Genomic DNA, 26,296 nt, shown 5'->3' on the forward strand with positions numbered 1-26,296 from the left:
GCCTCAGTACTTCTTCGCGCCGGCCTGGATCGCCTCGCGGATGCGGTGGTAGGTGCCGCACCGGCAGACGTTGCGGATCTCGTCGAGATCGGCCTCGGTGATGTCCCGGCCCTCCTCGCGGGCCTGGCGGACCTTGGCGACGGCGGTCATGATCTGACCGGGCTGACAGTAGCCGCACTGCGCGACGTCGTACTCCAGCCAGGCCTCCTGCATCGGATGCAGATCACGGCCGACGGTGCCGGGCAGGCCCTCGATGGTGGTGATCTCGTCAGCGGCGCCGATGTCCTGCACCGGCACCGAACACGGGTTGAACGCCTTGCCGTTGACGTGGCTGGTGCAGGCCTGGCAGACGCCGAGACCGCAGCCGTACTTCGGCCCGGTGACACCGAGGACGTCTCTGAGCACCCACAGCAGCCGGACGTCGTCCTCGATGTCGACGGTCACCCGCTTGCCGTTGAGGATGAAGGTGTGTTCGGGCACAGGGGTCTCCTAGAAGGCGCGGTCGAGGCCGTCGGTGGGGGACGCGGGGATGGGCGGTGTGGTGGGCAGCGGCTCGAAACCGAGCGGTCCGGCGTGGTTGACCGGGAAACTGGTCGGCATGGTGCAGGTGGCCCGGCCGTAGGCGCAGGCCACGGCGGCGGCCGCACCCGCCACGGCCAGCTCGCCCGCACCGCCGGGCTGCCCGGTGGTCGGCGGCATGACGACGATCTCCAGCTCGGGCGGCGTGTTCCACTGCCGGGTGTAGAAGTAGTTGTCCCAACTCCCTTCAAGGAAGTGGCCGTTGTCCAGATGGAGGCCGGAGCTGAGGGTGATCGCGATGCCGTCCATGATGCCGCCCGTCATCTGTGCCTCAAGGCCCCGAGGGTTGACGGCCAGACCCACGTCGACGGCGCACACGACCTTGGTGACGCGGGGGCCGGTGCAGGCGTCGCGGACCGTGCGGCCGGTGGTCTCCGGCCGGCAGTCGATCTCGGCGAGGACGGCGACGTACGCATGGTATTCGGGATGGAGCGCGATGCCCTGCGCCGTCCCGTCGGGCATGCTCCGGCCCCAGTTCCCGACGTCGGCCACCTTGTCGAGCACGGCCCGCGCCCGCTCGTCCTTGAGGAACTCCCGGCGGAACCGGTAGGGGTCCTTGCCCATCCGCGCGGCCAGCTCGTCCACGACCAGCTCCTGCGCACAGCGCACATTGGGCGAGTAAATGTTGCGCATCGAGCCGGTGTTGAAGCCCTTGTCCGTCTCGCCGAGCATCTGGGTGACGACGCCGAAGTCGTACGGCGTCTGCTGGCTGAGCGCGAAGACGGTCTCGGAGAAGGTGAGGTCGCCGACGGGCAGCCGCGCGGCCTGCGCGGTGATGATCTCGCCGACCCCGTGGCCGAAGTCGGTGGCGACGGAGGTGTGCCGCTGGTCGTAGGTGAGCACCTGGCCGAGGGCATAGGTGGCCCGCACCCGCGAGGTGGCCATCGGGTGGGTACGGCCCTGCCGGAAGTCGTCGGTGCGGTGCCACATCAGCTTGACCGGCTTGGCCATCGCCCGGGAGATCTCGGCGGCCTCGGCGGCGGCGTCGTGGAAGAGCTTGCGTCCGAAGGAGCCGCCGCCCTCGGTGACATGGACCTTCACGGCGGAGACCGGTAGCCCCAGCTTCGACGCGATCTGCTCCTGGGCGACGATCGGGGACTTCAGGCTCCCCCAGATCTCGGCCGAGTCGTCTCGTACGTCGGCGATGGCGCAGTTGGTCTCCAACGCGCTGTTGCTCGCGAAGTGGAAGGTGAACCTGGCGTCGACCGACTTGGTCAGCGGGTCCAGCGCCGGAAGCGGGAGTTCGGCCTCACGGAGTTCGTCGCGGACGGTGTCGTCGCTCTTTCCGTCGGCCGTTCCGGCGCCCCAGGTGACCTTCAGCGCGCGCACGGCGTCGATGCACTGACCGAACGTACGGCCGCGGACGGCGACGCCGGTGGAGACGGCCACGACGTCCGTGACGCCGGGCATCGCCCGCACCTCGGCGAGATTCTCCACCGAGCGCACGGTGCCGTTGATCGTCGGCGGTCGGCAGACCATCGTCGGCAGGGCATCGGGGATGTGCAGGTCCATGGCGAACGTCTTGCGCCCGGTCACCGCTTCCCGCGCGTCGATACGCCCCTGCGCGGTGCCGATGACCTCGAACTCCGCGGCCTCCTTGAGCGTGACGGACACCTGACCGGACGTCACTGACGCCGCTTTCTCGGCGAGTTCGCCATAGGTGAGACTGCGGCCGCTTGCCGACGAGGTGATGACCCCGGCCTTGGTGGTCAGGGTGTCCAGGGCCTCCCCGAGTTCCAGGGCCGCCGCCCTGAGCAGCCGGCCCCGGGCCACCGCGGCCGCCACCCGGATCGGTGTGAAGGTCGAGATCGTGGTGTTGGAACCACCGGTGAGCTGGTTGAACAGCAGTTCCGGCCGCGCGTCCGCGAGCGTGACCCGGATCCGCTCCAGCGGCAGGTCCAGTTCCTCGGCGATCAGCATGGCGCTGGACGTCGTGATGCCCTGCCCGACCTCCGCCCGGGGCAGCGCGAAGGTGGCCGTGCCGTCGCTGTCGACGCGGATCGTGATCAGGTTCGCCGTCGGCAGTGCGGCATCGGTGAGCATGTCGTTGAGGTCGTAGATCTCCGCCGGACCCGGCACGGAGGGGACGACGGCCGCCGCCTCGTCCGGCGCGAACACCGCCTCACCGACTTCGGCGGCCACGGTCAGCGTCGAGGCGGCCAGCACATACCCGAGGAATCTCCGCCGCCCGATCCCGGCCTTCCGGGTATGTGACCCGAGCTGTCCATGCGATCTCCTTCGATCCGCCATGATTTGTGCACATGCCCGATCCGCGCGAGCACAATGAGGCACGCCGCCGGTGATTCCACCGCTCGCCACCGGTTTCGGCCATAGGCGGGGGACGGGAAAAGGCGTCGTAGGACTGTGCCGGCGCACAGTTCCGCCGGACTACACTGCGCCCGTGGCGACGCAGCCGAGGGCCGCCGACCGGGTCGTCGAACTGGTCGGCCGTCTGCTGACCAAGGTGGACCGGCTCGCCGAGGACCTCACCGACGAGATCCTCGGAGACGAGCACGCGTACGCCGAGAGCACTCTGCTCGCCCGGGAACAGTTGCGCGCCGTGGTGCGCGACAACCTCACCACGATGTTCGCGGCACTGCAGGGGCGGCCCACGACGCTTGAGGCGCCCCGCGCCGCAGGGCGTCTGAAGGCCGTGCAGGGCATCCCGCTGGCCGCCCTCCTGCACGCCTACCGGCTGGCCGGCCGCTTCATCTGGGACCGGCTGCTCGCGACCGCCGTGGACGAGGAGAGCACCGTCCAGCTGCTGCACATGGCCTCCGACATCTGGGCGGCCATCGACGACTACTCCAGTGCGGCCGCCGACGCCTATCGGGCCACCGTCGAGGAACAGTCGCGGCGCGACACCACGGCCCGGAGCATGATGCTCACCACCCTGCTCGACGGCAGGGCCGGCACCGGGGCGAGCGCATGGGAGATCGCACGGGTGCTGGACCTCGACCGGCAGGGCCCCTTTCTGGTGGTCTGCGCCGAGGTCCACGAGGGGGTGGAGCCCCTGCCCAGCGTGCGAAGCCGCCTGCGTGCCGCCGGCATCGGCTCCGAGTGGATCCAGCCGATAGGGGCCTGGGTGGGCCTGCTGTCCCTGCCCCACGAGCAGGCCATCGCGCTTGCGGTCGACCAGCTGTCCGACATCGCGCTGTCCCGGGTCGGGGTCAGCCGCGCCTTCACCTCGCCCGTGAACGCCCCGACCGCCTGGCGGCAGGCCCAACTGGCCGTACAGTGCCTGCCCCAGGGAGCGGGCGGCACCCATCTGTACGGCAGCGCGCCGGTGTCGCTCCTGGCGGCCGCCTCCCCCGACATGGCGCAGGAGGTCGCCCGGGCGGTCCTCGGCCCCCTTCTCGCCCTGCCCCCGCAGGAACAGGCCACCCTGCTGGCGACCCTGCACGCCTGGTTCGCCGGCGGCGGATCGACGACGGCGGCGGCCGGCCGGCTGCACTGTCACCGGAACACGGTCCTGTACCGCCTCAACCGCATCGCCGAACTGACCGGCCGCCGCACCACCGACGCGGAGTCCTCCGCCGAGCTGTACATCGCCCTCGAGGCCGTACGTCTGAGCGGGCGGCCCGGCTCGTACGACGGGCACGGCACGCTGGACTGAGCCCGGAGATCCCCGGCAGCGCCGATGGCGACACCGGCGCCGGCGCCGGCATCGGCGAGGCCACCGCCCGGTTGCTGCGCGAGCAGGGGCACCACGTGGTGGTCTCCGGGCGCCGGGTGGAGCCGCTGCGGCGGCTGGAGCAGGAGACCGGCACACTGGCGTGTCGTGCTCAACCGAGGCTCAGCGGAGGCCGGTCACCGACCGGAGTCGCTTGAAACCGGCGTGCCAACTACGATCTGAGCCGTCTCTCCTGGGCAAGGGGCCCGGAGTTGTTGGGGGTTGGCATGGTTGCCGGTCGTGTGGTGCGTTTCGACAGTTCGCGTGGGTATGGGTTCATCACGCCGGACGACGGCGGAGAAGACGTGTTTCTGCATGTGAACGACATGCTGATCGCCGAGGCGTACGTCCGCCCCGGCGTGGCGGTGGAATTCGAGGTGGAGAACGGCGAACGCGGGCCGAAGGCGTCCGCCGTCCGGCTCGCGCGGGGAGCCGAGGCGAGGCCGGTCGACCCGAACGGCGACTCACTGTGTGATCTGCTCACCGCGGAGGAGTTCACCCGCGAGGTCACCGAGACTCTGCTGGCCTCGGCCCCCTCCCTCACCGGTGAGGAGATCCTGCAGGTCCGTGGCGCCCTGGCACAGTTCGCGAAGAACCACGGCTGGATCGAGGGCTGAGTGGTACAGGCGGTCGCGGTCGCTCTGACCCGCCGTGGTGTGACGGTGTACCTGGAGGACGCGAGTTCGACGGCCTTGCGCACCGCCGAGGATTCCTCCGCCAGATGCGGCATCCGCCGGTTGGCCAGGACGGCGGAGCCGCGCAGCCGCCGCGCGCCCGCCGTCCCTCCGGTTCGGCGGCCCGGATACGGCACCTACCCAGGATCACCTGCCGGGCGCCCCTGGGCCCGAGGGCCCGGGTCAGCCGGAAGTCGGCGGCGCCCGGGGCGATCCCCTGGACCGCCGCCGGCAGGCTGAAGCAGGCGTCGGACGCGGCGAGCACCTGGGCGACGTTGCTGTCGCGGGCCGCGCCGCAAGCGGTGGTTGAAAGTGCGAGTTGTCTGGAACCGACATAGCCCATGTGTTCGGTCACTCCGTGACGAAATCCGCCTGGCCCTCGGCGAGGATGCTCGCGTCACCGACCAACTCGGCCCGCCCGCCGAGGAGATCAGCCACAGAGGCGCGGAACTCCTTCGATCTTCACCGCGTCCCGGGGTCGACGACTGCCCGGCCGCGCCCCTCGAGCAGTCGTCGTGCGAGCGTGCGGATGTCGCCCCATGCTGGAGATGAGGGGGGTGTGACAACGGAGGAAGTGGTGAAGATGCGGACCGTTGTCGACCTCACACGGTGCCAGGGCTACGCACAGTGCGTGTTCCTCGCGCCCGAGGTGTTCGAGCTGCACGGCGAGGAGGGGCTGCTGTACGCCACGGCCGTGCCCGACGATCAGATCGACCGCGTGCGCCAGGCCGCCGCGGCATGTCCGGTGCAGGCGATCCTCCTCGGCGAGGAGGTGAGCACTGGTGCCCGCTGATCTCAAGGACGGCCGGATCGTCATCGTCGGTGCGTCGCTGGCCGGGCTGCGGGCCGCGGAGGCGCTGCGCGAGGAGGGCTTCATCGGCTCGCTGACCGTGGTCGGGGACGAGCCCCATGCGCCCTACGACCGGCCCCCACTGTCCAAGCAGGTGCTGCTCGGGCAGGCGACTGCGGAGACCACCGAGCTGCCTATGCGCCGGGATCCGGACGCCGAGTGGCGCCTTGGCGTACCCGCCACCGGTGTGGACCCGCTGGCGAGACGAGTGGTGCTGGAAGACGGCGAGTCACTGCCGTACGACAGGCTGCTGATCGCCACCGGAACCCGTGCGCGTCCCTGGCCCAACCCGGAGGAGGCCGCCCTGGACGGGGTGTTCACCCTGCGCACCCGTGAGGACGCGGGCGGGCTGTCCGAGCGGCTGGCCGCCGGGCCGGAGCGGGTGCTGGTGATCGGCGCCGGTTTCACCGGTTCGGAGATCGCCTCGGCCTGCCGGGAACTCGGGCTGGCCGTCACCGTCGCCGAACGCGGTCCCGCACCCCTGGTGGGTGCGCTCGGCGGCACGCTGTCGAAGCTCGCGGCCGTCATGCACCGCAACCACGGCGTGGATCTGCGCACCGGTGTGACGGTCACCGCCCTGCGTGGGAACGGGAGCTTCACCGGTGCGGAGCTGTCGGACGGCAGCCGCGTCGATGCCGATGTGTGCGTCGTGGCGCTCGGGGCGATCCGCAACGTCGAGTGGCTGGCGGAGTCCGGGCTGGCGGCGGGCCCGCGCGGGGTCGCCTGCGACGCCGGATGCCGCGCGTTCAACATGTACGGGATCGTCACCGATGACGTCTTCGTGGCCGGTGACGTCTCCCGCTTCCCCCACCCGCTGTTCGGCTACCAGATGCTGTCCCTGGAGCACTGGGGGAACGCGGTCGAGCAGGCCGAGGTGGCGGCCCACAACATGGTCAGCCCGGGGCCCCTGCGGCGCCCGCACCTGGCCGTCCCGGTGTTCTGGTCGACCCAGTTCGGGCTCAACATCAAGTCGGTGGGCGTGCCCACCTACTCCGACCACGTGGTCATCGCCCAGGGCTCTTTGGAGGCGCGACGTCTGGCCATGGTCTACGGCTACCAGGGACGGGTGACGGCCGCGGTCACCGTCGACATGGCGAAGGTCCTCGACTACTACCGGCACTTGATCGAGACGGCTGCTGCGTTCCCGCCCCCGCCGGGCGCGGCGGACCGTGCGATCGCGGCCGATGTCCCGATTCCCTCCGATGTGCCGGACCCGTCCGTGCTGTCCCACGGCCCGACCGTCGCGCTCACCGGACACCTCCCCGATCGCCGGCTGACGGTGGTGTGACACACCGGCCGTCCACCTCCTGCCCCACCCGAGGAGCCACCATGGACTCCGAGACCCTGCTGGCACGCATCACCGACTACGCCAGCCGCCCCAATCCCTACCCGCTGTACGCAGAACTCCGCGAGGCCGGTCCCGTGGTGCCCCAGGCGAGCGGCAGCTACCTTGTCGGCACCTACCACGAGATCGCCGCTCTGCTCCACGACCCACGGATGAGTGCCGATCCCCGCACCCGCGGCGAGGTGACCCACAAGCCGCCGTTCCTGCGGCTCGACGACCCCGAACACCACAGGCTGCGCAGGCTGGCCATGCGGCCGTTCGGCCCGCCGCACAGCCCCGCCCGGGTCGACGGCATGCGCGGCGAGATCGACCGGATCACCAAGGACCTGCTGGAGCCCTTCGAGGCCGGCCGGCGGATCGACATCGTCGACGACTTCGCCTATCCGCTGCCCGTCACGGTGATCTGCCGGCTGCTCGGTGTGCCACGCGAGGACGAGCCGCTGTTCCGGGCCTGGTCCGACGCGATCGTCGCAGCCGCGGACGTCAGGCCCGACGAGGACACCGCCGACACCGACAAGGCGGGGGACCAGGCTCGCCTCGAAATGGGCGGGTACCTGGTGAACCTCGCCGAACAGCGCCGCGGCCAGCCGGCCGACGACATGCTCTCCGCCTTCGTCAACGAGCCGGACCCGGCCCTGCGGCTCACGCAGGAGGAACTCGCCGAGACCGCCGTACTGCTCCTCATCGCCGGACACGAGACCACGGTGAACCTCATCACCAACGGCGTGCTCACCTTGCTGCGCCAGCCGGAGCACCTGGACCACCTGCGCCGTGAACCCGGCCTGCTGCCGCAAGCGGTCGAGGAGCTGCTGCGCTACGAACCCCCGGTCCACATGCGCGAGCGCATCCCGCACACCGACATCGACGTCGCCGGCACCCGCATCGGCCAAGGCGCGTCCGTCATCCTGGTCCTCGGCTCGGGCAACCGCGACCCCATGCGCTTCCACGAGCCCGACCGGTTCGACCCCACCCGCCCGGACATCCAGCACTTCGGCTTCGGCAGCGGCATCCACCTCTGCTACGGCGCACCCCTCGCCCGCCTCGAGGCCCAGGCCGCGCTCCGCGGGCTGCTCCCCTACCTCGGCACCGCAGGCCTGGTGGAGGACCCGCCTCCCTACCGCCGGAACGCCATGCTCCGCGGGCCCCGCCACCTGCCCATACAACTGTGAGGAGGGATGCCTGCGAGCGGCTCCAGCGAGTGAACAGCTCGGGGTTCCAGTACTGGGCGCAACCGCAGGCATCCGCCCAGCGTCCCGGCCAGTGCGTGCAAGGGCCGGAACGTCTGCGGCAGCGACCGCGACCGCGACCAACCGAGGGGGCAGGCCACGGACCAGCCGTTCGCGTCGGCGCACGCGCCGCGGACGACACGACCGTGGGCATGGTCGCGGCTGCGCCGGCTCCGCGGACTCAGGCCGTGTGCAGGGCCGCGTGAAGGGTGTGGGCGGCCATGGTGATGGCGGCTTCCGCGGCATGGGTGCCGCGCAGGGCGTTGAGCTTGACGAAGTCGTGGATGATGCCCTGGAAGCGCACCGCGGTGACCGGTACGCCGGCCTCGCGGAGCTTGTTGGCATAGGCCTCGCCCTCGTCGCGCAGCACGTCGGCCTCGCCGGTGATGACGAGGGCCGGCGGCAGACCCTGCAGCTGTTCGACGGTGGCGCGCAGCGGGGAGGCGGTGATCTGTGCCCGCTCGGCCTCGTCGGTCGTGTACTGGTTCCAGAACCACTGCATGCCGTCACGGCGCAGGAAGTAGCCGGTGGCGAACTGGTGGTAGGACGGCGTGTCGAAGTTGGCGTCCGTCACCGGGTAGAACAGCACCTGCTGCGCCAGTGGGACGCCACCGCGCTCCTTGGCCATCAGCGTCAGCGCGGCCGTCATGTTGCCGCCGACCGAGTCTCCCGCCACGGCCAGCCGCGTGCCGTCCAGACCCTTCGACGCACCCTGGTCCACGACCCACTTCGCCACGGTCCAGTTCTGCTCGATCGCGACCGGATAGCGGGCCTCGGGAGACAGGTCGTACTCGGGGAACACGACCGCGGCGTTCGCGCCGACGGCGAGTTCGCGCACCAGGCGGTCGTGGGTGTGGGCGTTGCCGAAGACCCAGCCCGCGCCGTGGATGTAGAGGATCACCGGCAGGGTGCCCGCGGCGTCCGCGGGGCGGACGATCCGGGCCCGGACGGTGCCTGTGGGACCGCCGGAGACGGTGATCCACTCCTCGTCGATCACGGGCTTGTCGAGCTCGCCGGACTGGACCTCGTCGACCGCCTTACGGCCCTCCGCCGGGGGCAGGTCGAAGAGGTAGGGCGGGTTGGCGGTCGCCGCGGCGAACTCGGCTGCGGCGGGTTCCAGCACCGGCTCGACCGGCACAAAGGCGTCAGACATGCGTGTCTCCTGGTGTTCGTCGGGTACGGCGGGCGTTTCCGGGCACTGCTCCGGATCGTCGTGCCGGGCACTCCGGCGCCGCTGTTCCGCACGTAGATCGCCAGCGTGCGCGGTAGTTGTCCGCAAGCGCACGTCTGATGTCCCCACAGCGTACGAATGACGTACCGGCCCGCCCCGGAAGTCACCGTCAGTCGGGGGTGTTCGCCATATCGCGTGAACGCGTGAGATCTGGTGCGGCAGGGCTCGGACGGGCGTGCTCGTGCGCGGTGCCCGGCAAGCCGACCAGAGGCGGACGGCAGGATCAACGGGCGGCCGCCCAGGTACGCTGCGCCCAGTCGGCGAAGCCGGTCCAGTGGATCTCCGGGTGGGCGGCGTGGAGCGCGGGGATGTCGACGCGATAGCCGGGACCGTTCAGAAACGTCCACATCGCATGCATGTCCGGATTGCCGATGGCCGTCAGCGGTACGCGCTCATGCCGGACCTCCCGTCCCAGCGCGGCGCTCAGCGCGGCCGCCATCTGCGTGGGCGTGGGAGCGTCGCCGGCCAGTTCGATGCGCTCTGCGACGTACGGTTCGGGGTTGAGCAGCACTTGCGCCGCGAACGCGCCGAGATCGGGGCGGGCGAGCTGCTGCAACGGCCGATCGGGCGGCAGCGGCAGATCGAGAACACCGTCGAGGATGCGTTCCGCTCCGCCGAGTGCGTTGTCGAAGAAGTACGTGGGCCCCAGAATCGTGTACGGCACTTCACCCGCGGTCAGTTCCGCCTCGATGCGAGCCTTGCTCTCGAAGTGCGGTACCCCGCTGTTCTGGTCGGCCCCGGCGACCGAGCTGAACACGAGATGCGGAACGCGCTCCCGCGCCGCGGCGGCGAGGATCGCCCGCCCCTGGTCCACCTCCGCCTCGACACCGGCCTCGAAGGGTGTGGTGAACGCGAAGACACCGGCCACCCCCTTCATGGCCGCGGCGAGGGACCGGGGATCGCTCAGGGAACCCGCCACCACCTCGACACCCCGGTCGGCCAGTTGCCGCGCGGCGCTGCGGCCGGGGTCGCGGACCAGCGCCCTGATCCGGGCACCGCGGGCCAGCAGCGCGTCGGTCACGGCACCACCCTGCCCGCCCGTCGCGGCAAGCACCAGGATCGGCTGCTGCACCATGGATGAACTCCTTTCCCTGCAGCGGGGCATCGGATCCGACGTCGGCCCCGACGGCAACCATCCGTCACGAACTGCTGCGCATGACGCAGACTCGCCCGAGACGGGCGCTGGAGGACTCGATCCCGTGCACGCACAGGTCGCGCGCCGCCTCCAGCCGTCAGGTACGCACCCAGGCGTTGACGGTGGTGCCCAGGAGCTGGAAGAGCCGATGCAGATAGCGCAGCGAGACGCCGTGCTGGTCGGCGATGTCCTGGGGGGTGAGTCCGGGGTCCGGCAGCCGGACCTGGACGGACGCGGTGATCCGCTCCCACAGCGCCGGCGCGGTCCGCCTGCCGGCCTGCTCCAGGGCCAAGGTGGCGAGGATCTCGGCCGCGATGCGGGCGAGGTCGTCGCGTCGGGTCACGTCCGCGCGGACGGCCTCGTCGACGAGGCCGCGCAGCAGCGGCAGCAGCAGGGCCGCCGCTCCCTCCCCGGTGTCGTGCACCACGGTTGCCGTGAGGGCGGACAACTGCCCCTCCTCCAACCGGAGCAGGGCGCGGGGCAGCATGAGGACCCGGGCCCGCTGCCGCTGGGGCAGCACGATCCGGTACGGGCGCCGCGCGTCATGGAACGCCAGCCGGCCGGACCGGAGTTCGGCGGTGCGGCTGTCCTGCAACAGCAGTGCGGTGCCGTCCAGTTGCAGCCGCACCAGGATGTGGGTGCCGGGGTCGGCGGCCACCGATCGGGCGCTGCGCAGGATCGTTCCCGGGCCGAACTCCTCGGTGGCGATCTGGAGTGCGCCCAGGCGCTCGGCGGTCAGCCCGCCCGCCCACGGGCGGCCGCTCTCCACACGCTCGTTCGCCGGCGCTGCCGCCGCCTGCCCAGCCGCCCGCGCCGCCGTCACCGTACCCAACCTGTACGCGGTCCTGTCCGCGATCAACGCCGACGCCGGCTACAGCGTCCTGCCCCGCTCTGTGCTGGAATACCTCGACTCCGGCCATTCGCATGTTCCATCGTGCAGCAACCGCCTCCGCCGGCGGCCTCCGAGACCGCGTCGAGGCGGCCGAAGTAGGACGCCTGGACCGGCGCGTCCGCCATCGCGACGGCGATCTCCAGCCATCTGAGCCACGATCTGCCTGGCGCAGTTGCTGCGCCGGCTGCGCCTACCGATCGGCCGGACACACCTTGATCGCTGAGAGGTAACTGAGAGGTTGCTGTGCCACGCTGGCGCGCCCACATCCCCTCAGGAGCCCCTGGATGACTCTGATCAACGGTCTGCCCGCCCATGTCCTCTTCGTCCATGTGGTCGTCGTGCTGATACCCCTCACCGCGCTGGCCCTGGTGACGGCCGCGCTCTGGCCGCGCGCCGCCCGGCGGCTGGGCGTCGTGCTCCCGATGCTCGCCTTCGTGGCCCTGGTCAGCGTGCCGTTGACCACGCAGGCCGGCGAATGGCTGGAGCGGCACGTGGACGACGACGCCCTGGTACGCCGGCACACCGAGCTGGGTGACGGACTGCTGCCGTGGGCCCTGGGTCTGTTCGTGCTGGCGGCGGTCGTGTGGTGGGCGGGGCGGCGCGCCTCAGCGGAGCCCGGACAGGGCAGCGGCAGGCGCTGGTCGTCGGCCCTGCCTGTGCGGGTCGTCGTCGGCGTCCTCTCGCTGGCCGTCGCGGTGGGAGCGGTCGTGGACGTCTACCGGATCGGTGACTCCGGAGCGAAGGCCGCCTGGCACGACGGCTACTCCAAGACGGCGACAGGGTCAGAGCACGGCTCTTGATCGGGCGCACGCCCGCTCAGCCGGTCCGCTCCTCCGCCGAGAGGCCCTGTCTCCGGTCGGCCCGGATGCTCCCCCTGGTCCGGCTGGAGGCGGCCCATCGGTCGGCGTCCGCCTCATGGTCGCGCCGCCATGCGGTCCGTCCTCGTGTTGCCCCCGGGGGGACCTGTTGCAGACGCGGCGGAGCGGTCGGCAGCCGCGCACCGCGCAATCCGGATCCGCGGGAAGCGGGTGGCCCTTCCCCTCCGGTCGTACCGTGGCCGGGTCCGCGCCCGCATGCGCTGCCGGGCCCTCCGCCGGACGCCCCCTGCGGAGGCAGCGGATCCGGAGCATGGGCCGAAGCGCCCCCGGCCCGGTCCGGGCGGCCCGTGGCGCGGGGGCGAAAGGGCGCGCACGCTGGGATCAACAGCCCATGAAGGGAGCGCGTGCGATGACCTCCGCCACCACCATGACCACGGCTCTTGAGCCCGTGCACCGAGAACGGCTGATGCGCCTCGCCCGTGAGGTCTCCTTCGACGCCGGCACCCGCCTGTTCGAGGAGGGGCACCGGGCCGACCGGTTCTGGATCGTACGCACCGGCACCATCGCCCTCGACCTGCACGTTCCCGGCCGCCGTTCCGCCGTCATCGAGACGCTGGGACACGGTGAACTGGTCGGCTGGTCCTGGCACTTCCCTCCGTGCATCTGGCACCTCGGTGCCGAGGCGTTGAGCCCGGTACGGGCGTGGGAGTTCGACGCCGAGGCGGTACGGACCATGTGCGCCGGCGACGCCGAGTTCGGCCGGGCCGTAGCCGTCTGGGTGGGACGTGTGGTCGCGCAGCGGCTGCATGCCTCGCGCGTCCGGCTGCTCGACCTCTACGCCCCGTACGGGAGCGGAGGCCTGGCGTGACCGCCCGCCGCTGAGCGTACTCGAAGGTCAGCCCCTGCCCCCGCTCAGGTTCCGCCAACCGCCTGCAGCGTCGCCTCCGTGCCGCTCGGCGGCGGGGAGACGATACGGCCGGCAACCACCTTGTGTCACGGTCGAGCTGACCTGACCCTACCGGGACGGCACCTGGCGGCGGAGGACGTCGTAGGCCCACGCCGCCAGAGTGGTGGGTGTGGTGGTGCGCGGGGTTCGGGGCTGTTCCGGGACGAAGCCGTCCCGTAGCCCGGTCGACATCCCGATGACCGCTTCGACCAGGCCGTCGGTCATCCCGGATGCGCGCAGCAGGTTCCGCATCGCGTCGTCGCTGACGCGCTCCGCGCGCAACGGGCGACCGATGGCGGCCGACACGATCTCGGTGGCCTGCGGCCAGGTGAGGTCGGCCGGGCCGTGCACGGCCTGGACACAGCGTCCGGACCAGTCGGTGGATAGCAGCCGTGTCGCGGCGACCTCCGCGATGTCGCGCGGCGAGACCCAGGCAAGAGGCTGGTCCAGGGGCAGGATCACGGGGATGACGCCGGCCCGTACGGCATCGAGCTGGAGCTCCAGATTGGTGAAGAAGTAGCCGCAGCGCAGGTGCGTGACCGTGGCGCCGAGGGTGTCGAGGGCGAGCTCGGTCCCCGCGAGGCCGTCGATCTCGCCGGCTCCATGGCGCTTTTCGGCGCCGACGCTGCTCTGGAAGACCGTCCGCTCGATACCGTTCGACTCGACGGCACGCACCACGCTCGCCGTGGCCAGCGCGTAGTCTCCCAGCGGATCCTCACCGGTCGTCGGGGGATCCACCCAGAACAGGGCGTCGACCCCGGTGGTCGCGGCGACGACGGCGTCCGGGTCACGCTGGTCCACTGTCACCGCATCGACCTCGCGGCGGACGTCGGGATCGAGCCTGCCGGGATCGCGGACCAGTACCCGTGGACGGACTCCTGCGCGCAGGAGCATGGCGACGACGTGCCGTCCGACGTTCCCGGTGGGTGTCGTGACTGCGATACGCATGGCTCGGTGTCCTTGTCCTTTCGGCGGTGTCCAGCACGACGCTAGAAGCCAATCCAGACACCTTTTGTCGCCTTGCCGCGCTGCGGACGTGCGCGTGTGCGCCGGCCGCGGCCCGGGCGGGGCTCAGGCGGGCTCAGGTACGACCGCCACCGGGCATGCCGCGTGGTGGAGCACGCCGTGGGCGACACGGCCCAGTTGGAGTCCGAAACGGCCCTGGCGTCGCCGGGCACCGACGACGAGCAGGTCGGCCTCACGGGACACCGCCAGCAGGGCGTCGCGTGCGTAGCCCTCGACCGTACGCCGCTGCACCTGCAAGCCGGTCGGGGCCTGCCGCAGCGCCTCCGCCACCCACTCCACAGCCTGCCGCTCCTGCAGGTGCGCGGGCTCGCTGACGATCAGGGGATGCGGACGCGGCTCGTTCAGGGGCCGTCGCCAGGCACGTACGGCCTCCAGCGGGACGCCGCGCAGCATGGCCTCCTCGACCGCGAACCGTACGGCGGCCGAGCGTGCCGGCTGCTCACCCACCCCCAGGGCGATGCGGCCGCGTGCGCTCGGGCGTGCCTGATTGTCGTGGCTTCCGCGCAGCACGATCACCGGACAGTGTGCGTGCCCTGCCACGGCGACGCCGACCGAGCCGAGGAGCGCCTCGGTCACACCGCTGCGGCCTCGGCAGCCCAGCACCATCGCGAGAGCCGTGCGGCTCTCGCGTATCAGGCCGACCTCCGGTTCCTCGGGCAGGACGTCGGTGGTGACCTTGACGCTGGGCTGCCGATGGCGAGCACGCCGCTCGGCAGCCCCGATGATGTCCTCGGCCACCACATCCTCGGACGGCTCACCGAGGTCGGAGGCCAGGGCAGCGCCCTCGTAGCGCTCCCAGAGCGAGGCGTACACCAGCCGGAGGGACGCCCTGCGCAGGGCCGCCTCGTCGGCGGCCCAGTCCACGGCCCGCAGGCTCGGCTCGGAGCCGTCGACGCCGACGATCACCGGGAGGTCCAGGGGCTCGCCGCAGGCATGTGCGTCCGTTGCACTCATGGCTTCCTCTCCTCGGGCGGCCGGTCAGCTGTGCGCGACGACCGCGACGGGGGCGGCGACGTGGTGCAGGGCGGAGTGCGTGACATGGCCGATGTGGGCACCGAACGAGCTGGTGCGGATCCGACGGCCGACGACCACCAGGGAAGCGTCCCGGGACTCGTCGAGGAGGACCTGCGGGGCGCTTCCGCACCGGCTCGCCTCGAACACCTCGATGTCCGGGAACTTCTGCCGCCAGGGACGCAGCACCTTGCTCAGGAGGGTGGCCTGACCGCGCTCGAGCGAGTCGTAGAGTTCGGCGTCGCCGGAGAAGCGGTAGAAGGAGGTCGGCGGCTCGGGCCAGGCGTGGACGGCACGCAGGGCAGCTTTCCGGCGTGCGGCGGCGTCGAAGGCGAACTCCAGAAGCGTGTCGTCCGGCTGCTCGAGGTCGAGGCCGAGCACGACGGGCCGGAAGGGCGCCGCAGCGGACGGCACGCCCGCCGGGTCCATCCTGTGCTCGTCTGCGGCCTGCTCCCCCGCGCGCACCAGCACCACCGGACGCTCGGCTCGGGCCACCACTCCCAGACTGACCGAGCCGACCATGAACCCGCTGAGCCCGCCGAGGCCCCGAGAGCCCAGCACCAGCAGTTCGGCGAACCCCGCCGCCTCGCACAGGACGTCGGCCACGGTCCCCGTGAGCTGCTCGGTGATCACCTCGATGCCCGGGTGGCGCAGCCCGATCCCTTCCGCGGCCTCGTGTGTCAGCTGCTCGGCCCAGTGCTGGTAACGCCCGAGGTCCAGCAGCGGGGTCCGGGCCACGTACCCGGGTGTCGGCTCCTGGACATGCACGATCTTCAGCGGCAGGGCACGCAGCAGCGCTTCGCGCGCCGCCCACTCGGCTGCGGCCCGGCTTTCGGGCGAGTCGTCGAGACCTACGGTGATGGTTCGGGACATGGTCTCCGCCTCCCGGCGTAAAGGTTCCGACCCCAGCGTGACGCCGTGCCGCCGACGGGCTCAGGGGCCACCCGGCCCCATCGGAGGCCGACCGACCCTCTGCAGTGCGAAGCCGGACAGGCCCGCCAAGGGTCGAGGAGTCTCTCCGAGGCCGACCCGCTGCCCAAGGAGGAACTCCGCGGCGACCCCGATGCTCAGGCGGCCGTGAGCAGGTTCTTGACCTCGACCACATCGGTGATCTGCTCGATCTCCGCCACCAGTCGGGCCGCCGTGACCCGTGACACCCGCCCGCTCAGCTCCACGACGCCGTCGTGCACGGCCACCTCCACGGCGTCCCGGTCGGCCGGCGGGCAGCAAGCTTCGATCTTGGCCTCGACCTCCGTCCGGATACCGGCGTCATCCCTGATGAGCGCCTGAAGCAGCGCGTCACGGCGCACGACGCCCACCAGGCGGCCCTCATGATCGGTGACAGGCATCCGCTTCAGCCGGGAGAGCGCGGCGAGCCACGCAGCCTCGGCAACGGTCGCACCGGGCAGCACCGTGATCGCCGGACACGTCATCAGGTCGGCAGCCGTTTCGCCACGGGCCTTGCCGTGCAGACGGCGCTCGCGCAGCCTGCCGATGTGACCGAAGCGATGACCGGAGGCCTCGAAAGCGACCTTCGCCAGCAGATCGGACTCCGAGACGACGCCGACCACGTGGTCCTCGGCATCCACGACCGGGAGCGCCCCCACCCGCTCGCCGGCCAGTCGGCGGGCGATGTCACGGAACGGCAGGTCGTCGCGGAGCGAGGCGGCAGGCACGTCCATCACGTCCCGCACCACGGGCGGTCCCTGTCCCGGCGGGAGGACCGACTGCCGCTTCGGCGAGGCGGCCGGCGGAGCGGTGCGGGTCGTCGGGCCGGCCGAACCGGACGGAGCCGGCTTCCCGGTGCCGACGTGCTCGGCTGCGGCCGTGGCCACGGCACCCAGATAGCGGACCAGCAGGTCCTGCGGTGCCGTCTCGCCAGGGCTCCACGAACGGGACGGCACATTGCGCCGGGCTTGGGCCTCCGCTGAGAAGTTCTCGTGCGCGTTCACGGCGGCCTCCTCACTCCGTCGAGTTGCCTACCGTCACAGTCTTCCGCCCCCAATCCCCTGCCAAGAGCCGAACGGCCCTGGTGAAACGGCGTGACGGCCCTATCCGGCGCGGGGCGGAACGGGAACTGCACACGGTGGAACTGATGTCGGAGGCGGCCGAACACATCCGGTCCAGCGCGTGGCATTCCGAGCCAGCCGATGGGCCGAACAGCACCTGCACGGGGTCCTGAGGTCCCTTTCGTCCTGCGCGGTCGCGGTCAGACTGGGATGCAGGAAACCCACGACGCCGGCGGCGATCACCATGTCCGAGGCCACCACCACCGACCTCTACGAAGTGACCATGGCCATGTCCTACCTGCGGGAGGACATGTGGGCACCGGCCACCTTCAGCCTCTTCGTCCGTGACCTTCCGCCCGGCCGGGGCTTCCTGGTCGCGGCGGGCCTGGAGGCCGCCCTGGACTTCCTTGCCGGGTACCGCGTGGAGCGGGAGGACGTCGAAGGGTTCGCTGACGCCCTGCACCGCCCCGTCCGGGACCTCGAACCGCTCCTCGGTCTCTCCTTCGAGGGTGAAGTGCGGGCGATTCCGGAGGGCCGAGTGGTGTTCGCCGGTGAACCGCTGCTGGAGGTGACCGCACCGCTTCCCGAAGCCCAGCTCGTCGAGACGTACCTGCTGAACCAGCTCTGCCACCAGACAGTGGTGGCCTCCAAGGCGGCGCGCTGTGTCCTCGCCGCTGCCGGAAGGCCGGTCGTGGACTTCTCACTGCGCCGCACGCATGGCCCGGGGGCGGGACTCCAGGCGGCCCGGCTGGGCGCCATGGTGGGCTTCGCAGGCACCAGCAACGTCGCCGCCGCCACCTCCCTGGGCATCCCCGCCTCGGGCACCATGGCGCACTCCTACATCGAGGCCTTCCCCAATGAGGAGGAGGCGTTCCGCGCCTTCGCGCACTGCCACCCCGGTCCGATCACCCTCCTCGTCGACACCTACGACACGGAGCAGGGCGTGCGTATCGCCGCCCGGGTCCTGACCGATCTCGGGCGCGGCCCCGGCTGCGCCATCCGCCTGGACAGTGGCGATCTCGACGCCCTCTCGCGGCAGGCGCGCGGACTTCTGGACGCCGCCGGGCTGACCGACGTACACATCGTTGCCAGCGGCGGACTCGACGAGTACGGGGTGGAGCGGCTGGTACGCGCCGGCGCCCCGATCGACGTCTACGCGGTGGGCACGCGGGTGGGCGTGGCTGCGGACGCCCCGTACCTGGACGCCGCGTACAAGCTCGTCGAGTACGACCGCCGTCCCGTGATGAAGCTGTCCTCGGCGAAAGTCACGGCCCCCGGCCGCAAGCAGGTCTTCCGCCGGCCCGGACGGCCGGACGTCATAGCCCTGGCCGTGGAGGAACCCCCGAACTCCGCGCGGCCGTTGCTGCGCACGGTCATGCGGGGTGGGCGACGGACCGGAGTGCCGGGCCGCTGGCAGGACGCGCGCCGGCGATTCCGCGAGGACGTCGCCGCTCTCCCCGGATCGGCACTCCGGATCGAGAACCCCGAACCGGTCCCGCCGGTCCGGTCAAAGGCTCTTGAACAGCTGACCGCCTCCGTGCGCGCCGCCCTCGAAGCCCGGTTGTGCCCGGAGCCTCACCGGGGAGCTGCTCGCTCGGCGCTCTCCGCGCGCACACGGTGACCGGCCGGGCCAGGCCGAGCTCAGTGCCGTTCGGGCACGATCGCGACCGGGCACTCGGCGTGGTGCAGGAGTGCATGGCTGACGGAACCGAGCTGGAATCCGAAGTGACCGGTTCTGCGCCGTGCCCCGACGATCACGAGGTCTGCGGCCGCCGACCGGTCCACGAGGATCTTGCCGGCCGGTCCCTCAAGCGCCGCAGGGCGCGTCCGGACGTGCGGATACTCGTCGATCGCGGCTTTGAGCCGAGCGTCGACGACGGCCGAGGCGCGCTCTTCGTATGTGTCCGCCGGTCCTGCGACCGGTACCCGGCCGCCGCTCCTGTCGTAGGCGGGCCTTCGCCAGGCATGCACCACATCCAGCACACAGCCGCGCACCTCGGCCTCCCGGAAGGCGAACCGCACCGCCTCATGGCTCGTGTCTGCTTCACCGAGGCCGAGCAGGATCCGCTCGTGCGTGCCCGCCAGGCCCGCCCGATCGCCCCGGACCACGACCACGGGGCAGTGCGCCCGGGCGGAGACGGCCAGAGAGACCGACCCGAGAAGCAGTCCCTTGAGTTGACCCCGGCCGCGCGACCCCGTCACCAGCGCGAAGGCCTCGTCGCCCGCGTGTACGAGAGCGGCCGCCGCGTCTTCCGGAACGATGTCGGTGGTGACCTTCACGTCCGGGTTGCGCCGTGCGGCGCGACGGGCCGCCGAGGCCACGATGTGCTCGGCCGGGGCCCGTTCGGAGGGACGCCCCGGGCCCACGGTTGGAAGGCCGGCCTCATAACGCTCCCAGAGGGAGGCGTACACCAGCCTGAGCGGCAGACCGTGGCGGGCAGCCTCGTCCACGGCCCAGTCGACCGCCAGCAGACACGAGTCCGATCCGTCGACGCCCACCACCAGAGGGAGGAGTGTCATTGTCCTCACCGCCTTTCATGAGCCGCCTGGCGGACAGCACATGAGGGTGAAAGGACTTCCACGACTGGGGGCCCGCCGCGTTCGCGAAGGCCGCGCCGTCCGACCGCTCCCGCAGCCGGTACCCTGCTTCCACCTCCACGCCCCATCCGTACGGCAACTCTTCGGCCGACCGCAGCTCCGCCAGCACGATGGCGCCGTCCCGCGCGGTGGGTCCGATCACGGTGAATCCTCGCCCGCTCAGCACGTCCACGAGCGCGGCCATGCCGTCCTTGCCCATGACGAGCCCGTCGGATGCGGGCGGCCGGGAGGCGTTCACATCGGCGTCGGCACTCATGGCCGACCTCCTTCGGCACAGCGGAGGCACCTGGAGCCCCGCCGTCCCCTCATGCCCACGATCGCAGCATGTCCGGTACGGCGCCGCGCCGACAGGGCCACGCGGGCACGTGAGCGGGGTCCATTGGTCCCCGCTCACCGGGGCGAGCCGGCAGAGGTGATCCCGGAGAACGGAGCGCAGCCCGCAGGCGCGGGGACGCCGGCCGCGGCCCTGAGCCGTCCGGCCGGGGACGGGGCCCTTCGACCCGGTGCGGACGGAGCGGACCGGGCGGATGGTCGAGGAAGGCCCGAAGGGCAACGTCGTCGGCTCGCCGCCGTGCGCCACGTACTGATCGTCGGCGAGGGGGCGGACGAACTTCCCGGCACCATGTCCGCACGCTCAGTCCGGCTCCATGTACGGGCGGCGGAAGACCGGGGCCTGACCGGTGCCCCACGGACGTACGGCCGTCAGCGCCTGAGCGACGGCGGACTCCAGCGTGCCACTGGTGTCGACCGGGACGGCTTCCGGCCATCGCGGTTCCCTGGCCGCCATGGCGGCCGCGATCTCGGGGCCGGCGTCGGAGGCGCCGGAGACGCGCGTGCGGAGACGGGCCGCGGACACATCGCCAGGCACATGGCAGTGCAGGGCCACCAGGTCGGCGCTGGTGCGTTCGGCCACCCGCACAGCGGCCTCACGCTGTGCGGCATCGGACCAGGTGGCGTCGAGCACGACCGATTCGCCGGAGGAGAGCAGTACGGCCGCGCGGTCGAGCAGGGCGGCGTACGTCCTGGCCGTCCACTCGGGCGTGTACAGCCCTTCGCCGTAGCCTGCCGCCGCGGACTGCTCCGCCGGGATTCCGGCCAGCTCTTTGCGGATGCGGTCGCTGCTGAGCAGAGTGACCCCCAGCCGGTCGGCCAGCGCTCCGGAGAGGGTGGACTTCCCGCTGCCCGGCAGTCCCCCGACGAGGGTGAGGCCGACGGCGGAGGTACGCAGGTGACGCAGCGCGATGGAAGCAAGCCGCCGCGACGCCGCTTCCGCGCCGGGCGCGCCCTGGCGGGCCTGGATCACCGAGACCTTGGCACGGACGAACGCGCGGTAGGCGACGTAGTGATGCCACAGCGAAGGGGGCGCGGGATCCCCGGCGTACTCGCCGTACCGGGCGAGGAAATACTCCGCGGCCTCGGGGGCGCCGAGCTGTTCCAGGTCCATCGCGAGGAAGGCGGCGTCGTCCAGGCCGTCGACATACCGGAGATGATCGTCGAACTCCAGGCAGTCCAGCACCCGGGGACCGTCGTCGAGACAGAAGACATCCTCGGCGAGCAGGTCGCCGTGGCCGTCGACCACCCGGCCCTCCTCGATACGGGCGTCGAACAGCCGCTCGCGACCGGCGAGATAGCGGCGCACCAGCTGCTCGATCTCCGCCAGGCAGTCGGGCACGACGCCCTCCGCGGCCAGCGCGTGAAGCTGCTCGAAGCTCGCCTCCCAACGTGCCGACAAGGCATCCCGCGTGCCCTGTTCGGCCACGTCACGGCCGCGGGGTGCGGCCGCGTGCCACGCGGACAGATGCCGGGCGACGGTTCGCAGGACGTCGTCCAAGGCAGCCCCGACCCGGACAAGGTGGGAGAGGCGGCGATCCTCCGGCATGCGGCGCATCACCACGACCGGTTCCGGTGTCTCCGCGTCGGGGCTGTGGAATTCACCCACGCCCACGTAGACGTCGGGGGCGAACCGGCGGTTGAGGACTGTCTCGCGCTCGCACGCAGCCCGGCGCGCAGCGACCGTGGTGTAGTCCAGGAATCCCAGATCGACCGGTTTCTTCACCTTGTAGACCCGGTCGCCGACGAAGAACAGCGTCGCGGTGTGGGTCTCGCAGACCCCGGCGCGCGCCACAGGCTCGCCGTCGTGCCGGGCGCCGGAGCGGAGAGCGGACGTGCCGGCGCGCGGCTCGTGGCGGCCGGGCTCAGTCATGGGGAACGACGGCGACGGGGCAGCGGCCGTGATGGTTGGCGGCCTGCGCGACCGGGCCGAGGTGGGGCGCCGGACCGGCACGATGCCGGCGTCGGCCCACGACCAGCACTGCGGCACCCTCGCCGGCCTGTACAACGGCCTTGGCCGGACTTTCGGGACGCGTGGTCCACTCCCCAGGGCACATGTGCGTGGAGCGGCGCGCTACGAGGCCCACGGTGGCGACTGGTTGCATGGCGGCGGCCTCCGTCTCGTAAGAAGCTGAAGCGGACGGTGCACGCGGCGGACTGTGTGGTCGGTCCGGACATCACCTGCCTGACCGGACGCTATGAGCTTCCCCCATTCGAGGATCTCCCGGTCCTCGCCGCGGCGCATGTGGACGCGTGCGGAGGGGCCGGCGCCATGGCGCGCGGCAGGAGAGGAGACGGACGCGGTGACGATTCCCCTCGTGGTGGGCGTCGACGGATCCGAGGCGAGTCTGGAGGCGGTCGACTGGGCGGCCGCCGAGGCGGCCCGGCACGGGGTCCCGCTCCACCTCCTGTACGCGGCCGCCGGTGAGCGGGAAGCGTCCGCCGTGATCAGCGAGGCCTGGGCGCGTGCCAGGGACGGCGCTCCGGCGGTGCCGCTGTCGGACGAGGTGTCGCCCGAGGACGCGGCCTCCGTTCTGGTCGACCGTGGGCGCAACGCCTTTGCGCTGGTACTGGGGTACAGGGGACTCGGAGAGTTTTCCGGGAGGGCAGTGGCACGGCCGTGGACTTCGCATGGCGCGAGGCCCATGTGCGGCGCTGCCGACTGGTGGCGGTGCACGCCTGGAGCGCACCGTCCGGTGCGTGTACGACACCGCAGGCCCCGTCATGGTTCCTGGAGGCCCACCGGCGTCCCCCGGCACAAGTGCTCGACGACGTCCTGCGCCACCCCCCGGAAAGCTGTGCCGACATCGTGGTGAGCCGGCGACTGATCGAGAAACCGGCACGACCGGCCCTGTTGGAGGCCGCGTCGACGGCGGATCTGCTGGTGGTGGGGCCCGCCGACGACTTGGGCATCCGGGCCTGCAGCTCGGCCTGATCAACCACGCCCTGCTGCATCACGCACCGTGTCCCGTCGCCGTCGTCCCGCAGATGTGACCGCCACAGGGCTGGAAACAGGGCGGGAAGCACGTCGTGCGACATCACAGGGTGAACCCGGATGCCCCACCCGGTCAGGGGCCGGCGGGCGCATCCCGGGTGTCGTCCGTGCGGGGAGTGAGGTTCCCGGAGACCGACACCACGCCGTCGACGCCCCGGCACAACTGCTCGATGACGGGAATCAGACTCCTGTGCTCCACAGTGCCTGCAAGGGTGACCCGCCCCTCGCGCACCTCCGCGGTCACGTCTCGTGGGTCGAGCCCCAGGGTGCGCCGCAGGAGATCCCCGGTGATCTCCTCGCGGATGGCCTCGTCACGGCGCAGGAAGATCCGCAGCAGATCACCGCGGCTGACGATGCCCAGGAGCCGATCGGCTTCGTCGACCACGGGCAGCCGTTTGACCTGCTGGGTCTCCATGAGTCGGGCGGCCTCGACAAGGGTCCGTTCGGGTCGCGCGCACACCGCGGGGGCGGACATCAGTTCCTCGGCCCTGGGCCCCCTCGGCCTTCGCCCGCTCCCAGGCCTCGAGATGCGGAATGGGGGTCCTGCCGGACGGGTCGGTCTGGTCGGCGCTCTTGCGCAGCAGGTCGGCCTCGGACACCACACCGATCGGACGGTCGAGTTCGTCCACCACGGGTACGGCGGTGACGTCGTTCTCCTCCAGGAGCCTGACGAGCTCCTTGAACGGCGTGTCGGGCCGTGCCCGGACGACGTTCCGGGTCATGAGCTCCTCGACCGTTCGGTGGTGCATGGCGCCTCCCGCGTGCGGGGACACCCGCCTCGCGGATACGGGGCCGCCGCCCGTGCGGCGGTGTGGCCCGCATGGCAGGTTGGATACAGCACCATTCTGCGGAGAGGGCGGCGATCATGCGAGCTCACCTCGGCGACCAACTCGTCATCGAAAGCCCGGCGACCGGCGCGGCCAGGCGCGACGGCAAGATCGTCGGACTCCACCACGAGGACGGAACACCCCCCTACGACGTGCGCTGGTCGGACACGGACGAGGTGACGCTCGTGTTCCCCGGGCCCGACGCCCATATCCGCCATCTTGAGCACGCGGAGCCTGTGGCCGCGCACCAGGCAGTGCCGGACCGGCACGAGGCGGCCTCCGTCTCCACCGCGCCCCAGTCGATCGGGGCGGGCAATCCCGGCGACATCGGCCGACGCGTGGCCGTCGAACGCCGAAGGCGCGGGCTCAGCCGGGAGGAAACGGCCGGCCGGGCCCGGATGTCGCCCGACTACCTGGCCTACCTGGAGGAAAGGCCCGCCGACCCGACCTTGGCGACTCTCATCAGGCTGGCGGACGCCCTGGGCACCACGGTCGCAGCACTGCGTGGCGGAGGCATCGATCTCCCGCCCGGTCGGGGTCACGCACTGCTGCGCCCCCAGCTACGGGACCTCAGCCCGGAGGAGTGCCGCACCCTGCTCTCCACACACGGCGTGGGACGCATCGCGGTGTCGACGTCCGAGGGCCGCCCGGCGGTTGTCCCGGTCAACTACGAGATCGTCGATGACGCCATCGTCTTCCGGACCGCGCCCGACACCGTGACGGCGGCGGCAGCGGAGGCGGAGGTCGCCTTCGAGGTCGACCACGTGGACGAGGCCCTGAGCCAGGGCTGGAGCGTGCTCGCCGTCGGCCACGCAAGTGTGGTGACGGATCCTGAGGCGGTGCGCAGGCTCGTCCAGCTCGCGCACACGACGCCGTGGGCGGGCGGAGAGCGCGAGATGTGGGTGTCGATCCGGCCCTCGCACCTGACGGGGCGGCGGATCACTCCGGCTGATCAGTAGGCGGTCACGGTGCACTCGCCATGGCACCGCCACATGCACGTCCCCTCGGTCCGGACCGGACGGCGTGTCGCGGCGCCGAGCAGGCGGTGCGACGGTATTCACGGGGCCTCTCGGCAGCCGGGCGGCGAAGGCGGTGACGGCGATGGAACTCCCCCTGGTCGTGGGCGTCGACGGATCGGACTCCAGTCTGACGGCGGTCGACTGGGCGGTGGACGAGGCGGCGCGGCACGGGCTGCCCCTCCACCTCGTCCATGCCTCCCGGTGGGAGGTCTACGAGGGGGCCCAGCCGTCCTTCGGCACCGGCCGACCGGCCGAGGAGGTCATGGCCGAGCACATCGTCGCTTCCTGCGTCGAGCGGGCCCGGCGGCGCAACCCCGAGGTCAAGGTCTCGGGCCGGGCACTGCCCGAGGACGCGGTGTCCGCGTTGCTGCGGGCGGGGCCCGAGGCGTTCGCCCTGGTCACGGGGTCACGTGGGCGTGGCGAGATCGCCGGGATGCTGCTGGGATCCGTAAGCCTCGGGGTGGCGGCGCGCGCGGTCTGCCCGGTCGTCGTGGTCCGTGGCGCGGAAGCCAACCGCCGGGGAGCCTTCGGCCGCATCGTGGTGGGGGTCGGTGAGGCGGGCGGCGGCGTGGGGGCTGTGCGGTTCGCCGTCCGCGAGGCCGAGGTGCGCGAGTGTGCGTTGACGGCCGTGCGGGCCTGGCGCAACCCCTCGCAGGAGCCCGTGGACCACATGCTGATCGCGGACGACGCCGCCCGCCTGCGGGAGGAACGGGCCGCCACCAGCCTCGACGACGCACTGCGCGAGACCGTACGGGAGCACCCCCGCGTCGATGTCCATCGTCAGCCAGTGGAAGGCCCGGCCCACCGCGTCCTGCTGAAGGCATCGGCCGAGGCCGACCTGATCGTCGTCGGTGCTCAGCGCCGGCACGGCCACTTCGGTCTGCAGCTCGGCAGGGTCGCCCACGCCCTGCTGCACCACGCGGAGTGCCCGGTCGCCACGGTCCCCCAGCCGGTCTGAGACGGTCCTGTGAGCTGCCTCACCCATCCCCGTCTGCTCGGCGCGCGAACTGCCTCACCAGCGCCCTGCGCACCCGTGCGACGCCGCTTTGTTGGCCGGATACGTCACTAATCTGTCATTGCAGCCAGTGCGACATCCGATACAGGCTGTGACC

Annotated in this window: 21 protein-coding genes and 3 pseudogenes; 11 read left to right on the forward strand and 13 right to left on the reverse strand. The window is 71.7% G+C overall.

What is annotated here, in order from left to right:
- Positions 1–3: 3 nt before the first annotated feature.
- Together ACZ418_RS30975 and ACZ418_RS30980 are read right to left on the reverse strand one after the other, a co-directional pair.
- Complete coding sequence (locus tag ACZ418_RS30975) at positions 4–480, reverse strand: (2Fe-2S)-binding protein (RefSeq protein WP_468369495.1); 477 nt, start codon at positions 478–480, stop codon at positions 4–6.
- 9 nt (positions 481–489) lie between these two features.
- Positions 490–2,829 (reverse strand): molybdopterin cofactor-binding domain-containing protein, encoded by a 2,340-nt coding sequence (locus tag ACZ418_RS30980; RefSeq protein ID WP_468369498.1) that lies wholly within the window; start codon positions 2,827–2,829, stop codon positions 490–492.
- Between the two features lie 151 nt (positions 2,830–2,980).
- Between ACZ418_RS30980 and ACZ418_RS30985 the strand changes: the two genes are divergently transcribed.
- The 5 genes from ACZ418_RS30985 (at position 2,981) to ACZ418_RS31005 (ending at position 8,290) form a co-directional block, all read left to right on the forward strand.
- Complete coding sequence (locus ACZ418_RS30985) at positions 2,981–4,195, forward strand: PucR family transcriptional regulator (protein WP_468369501.1); 1,215 nt, start codon at positions 2,981–2,983, stop codon at positions 4,193–4,195.
- Between the two features lie 284 nt (positions 4,196–4,479).
- Complete coding sequence (locus ACZ418_RS30990; RefSeq protein WP_468369503.1) at positions 4,480–4,869, forward strand: cold-shock protein; 390 nt, start codon at positions 4,480–4,482, stop codon at positions 4,867–4,869.
- A 640-nt stretch (positions 4,870–5,509) separates the two neighbouring features.
- Positions 5,510–5,719 carry a ferredoxin gene (locus ACZ418_RS30995; RefSeq protein ID WP_468369646.1) on the forward strand — a complete coding sequence of 70 codons (210 nt, stop codon included), beginning with the start codon at positions 5,510–5,512 and terminating at the stop codon, positions 5,717–5,719.
- The gene (locus ACZ418_RS31000) at positions 5,709–7,064 is read left to right on the forward strand and encodes an NAD(P)/FAD-dependent oxidoreductase (RefSeq protein WP_468369506.1); all 1,356 of its coding nucleotides are present in this window, start codon (positions 5,709–5,711) and stop codon (positions 7,062–7,064) included. The genes ACZ418_RS30995 and ACZ418_RS31000 overlap by 11 nt, the downstream gene beginning before the upstream one ends.
- A 41-nt stretch (positions 7,065–7,105) precedes the next feature.
- The gene (locus ACZ418_RS31005) at positions 7,106–8,290 is read left to right on the forward strand and encodes a cytochrome P450 (RefSeq protein ID WP_468369508.1); all 1,185 of its coding nucleotides are present in this window, start codon (positions 7,106–7,108) and stop codon (positions 8,288–8,290) included.
- Positions 8,291–8,528: 238 nt separating this feature from the next.
- On the opposite strand, the gene ACZ418_RS31010 is transcribed toward ACZ418_RS31005, so the two are convergent.
- From ACZ418_RS31010 to ACZ418_RS31020, 3 genes are all read right to left on the reverse strand, one after another.
- Positions 8,529–9,500 (reverse strand): alpha/beta hydrolase, encoded by a 972-nt coding sequence (locus tag ACZ418_RS31010; RefSeq protein ID WP_468369511.1) that lies wholly within the window; start codon positions 9,498–9,500, stop codon positions 8,529–8,531.
- 301 nt (positions 9,501–9,801) lie between these two features.
- Positions 9,802–10,653: an NmrA/HSCARG family protein gene (locus ACZ418_RS31015; RefSeq protein WP_468369513.1), complete on the reverse strand. Its 852-nt coding sequence runs from the start codon at positions 10,651–10,653 to the stop codon at positions 9,802–9,804.
- A 157-nt stretch (positions 10,654–10,810) separates the two neighbouring features.
- Complete coding sequence (locus tag ACZ418_RS31020; RefSeq protein ID WP_468369516.1) at positions 10,811–11,536, reverse strand: AraC-like ligand-binding domain-containing protein; 726 nt, start codon at positions 11,534–11,536, stop codon at positions 10,811–10,813.
- A 353-nt stretch (positions 11,537–11,889) separates the two neighbouring features.
- Here ACZ418_RS31020 and ACZ418_RS31025 point away from each other — a divergent pair, with 353 nt between their 5' ends.
- Together ACZ418_RS31025 and ACZ418_RS31030 are read left to right on the forward strand one after the other, a co-directional pair.
- The gene (locus ACZ418_RS31025; RefSeq protein WP_468369519.1) at positions 11,890–12,405 is read left to right on the forward strand and encodes a DUF2231 domain-containing protein; all 516 of its coding nucleotides are present in this window, start codon (positions 11,890–11,892) and stop codon (positions 12,403–12,405) included.
- A gap of 427 nt (positions 12,406–12,832) precedes the next feature.
- The gene (locus ACZ418_RS31030; protein ID WP_468369521.1) at positions 12,833–13,291 is read left to right on the forward strand and encodes a cyclic nucleotide-binding domain-containing protein; all 459 of its coding nucleotides are present in this window, start codon (positions 12,833–12,835) and stop codon (positions 13,289–13,291) included.
- A gap of 147 nt (positions 13,292–13,438) precedes the next feature.
- Here ACZ418_RS31030 and ACZ418_RS31035 read toward each other — a convergent pair whose 3' ends face one another.
- From ACZ418_RS31035 to ACZ418_RS31050, 4 genes are all read right to left on the reverse strand, one after another.
- Positions 13,439–14,317, reverse strand: a complete 879-nt coding sequence (locus ACZ418_RS31035; RefSeq protein ID WP_468369524.1) for an NAD(P)H-binding protein — start codon at positions 14,315–14,317, stop codon at positions 13,439–13,441.
- A 123-nt stretch (positions 14,318–14,440) separates the two neighbouring features.
- A complete protein-coding gene (locus ACZ418_RS31040; protein ID WP_468369527.1) occupies positions 14,441–15,349 on the reverse strand; it encodes a universal stress protein in 909 nt (302 codons plus the stop codon).
- Positions 15,350–15,373: 24 nt separating this feature from the next.
- Positions 15,374–16,279 (reverse strand): universal stress protein, encoded by a 906-nt coding sequence (locus tag ACZ418_RS31045; protein WP_468369530.1) that lies wholly within the window; start codon positions 16,277–16,279, stop codon positions 15,374–15,376.
- A gap of 194 nt (positions 16,280–16,473) precedes the next feature.
- On the reverse strand, positions 16,474–17,358 hold the full coding sequence (locus ACZ418_RS31050; protein ID WP_468369532.1) for a CBS domain-containing protein: 885 nt from the start codon (positions 17,356–17,358) through the stop codon (positions 16,474–16,476).
- Positions 17,359–17,659: 301 nt separating this feature from the next.
- Between ACZ418_RS31050 and ACZ418_RS31055 the strand changes: the two genes are divergently transcribed.
- On the forward strand, positions 17,660–19,036 hold the full coding sequence (locus ACZ418_RS31055) for a nicotinate phosphoribosyltransferase (protein ID WP_468369535.1): 1,377 nt from the start codon (positions 17,660–17,662) through the stop codon (positions 19,034–19,036).
- A gap of 20 nt (positions 19,037–19,056) precedes the next feature.
- Here the strand turns inward: ACZ418_RS31055 and ACZ418_RS31060 are convergent, their stop codons facing one another.
- The 3 genes and pseudogenes from ACZ418_RS31060 to ACZ418_RS31070 all read right to left on the reverse strand — a co-directional run bounded on the left by ACZ418_RS31060 (position 19,057) and on the right by ACZ418_RS31070 (position 22,216).
- Positions 19,057–19,935 (reverse strand): universal stress protein, encoded by an 879-nt coding sequence (locus tag ACZ418_RS31060; RefSeq protein ID WP_468369538.1) that lies wholly within the window; start codon positions 19,933–19,935, stop codon positions 19,057–19,059.
- Positions 19,936–19,978: 43 nt separating this feature from the next.
- A pseudogene (locus tag ACZ418_RS31065) lies at positions 19,979–20,212 on the reverse strand (4Fe-4S dicluster domain-containing protein); the annotation flags it as partial.
- Between the two features lie 435 nt (positions 20,213–20,647).
- Entirely contained in the window at positions 20,648–22,216 is a 1,569-nt protein-coding gene (locus tag ACZ418_RS31070; RefSeq protein ID WP_468369541.1) for a bifunctional aminoglycoside phosphotransferase/ATP-binding protein, read from the reverse strand.
- A 430-nt stretch (positions 22,217–22,646) separates the two neighbouring features.
- On the opposite strand from ACZ418_RS31070, the pseudogene ACZ418_RS31075 reads away from it, so the two are divergent.
- Positions 22,647–23,337, forward strand: a pseudogene (locus tag ACZ418_RS31075) (universal stress protein).
- A gap of 74 nt (positions 23,338–23,411) precedes the next feature.
- Here the strand turns inward: ACZ418_RS31075 and ACZ418_RS31080 are convergent.
- Positions 23,412–24,087: pseudogene (locus ACZ418_RS31080) on the reverse strand (CBS domain-containing protein).
- A gap of 116 nt (positions 24,088–24,203) precedes the next feature.
- Here ACZ418_RS31080 and ACZ418_RS31085 point away from each other — a divergent pair.
- Together ACZ418_RS31085 and ACZ418_RS31090 are read left to right on the forward strand one after the other, a co-directional pair.
- Complete coding sequence (locus ACZ418_RS31085) at positions 24,204–25,124, forward strand: pyridoxamine 5'-phosphate oxidase family protein (RefSeq protein ID WP_468369544.1); 921 nt, start codon at positions 24,204–24,206, stop codon at positions 25,122–25,124.
- Positions 25,125–25,266: 142 nt separating this feature from the next.
- Positions 25,267–26,142: a universal stress protein gene (locus ACZ418_RS31090; protein ID WP_468369547.1), complete on the forward strand. Its 876-nt coding sequence runs from the start codon at positions 25,267–25,269 to the stop codon at positions 26,140–26,142.
- The last annotated feature ends 154 nt before the right edge of the window (positions 26,143–26,296 follow it).

The organism is Streptomyces sp. NPDC030820 (assembly GCF_055572075.1).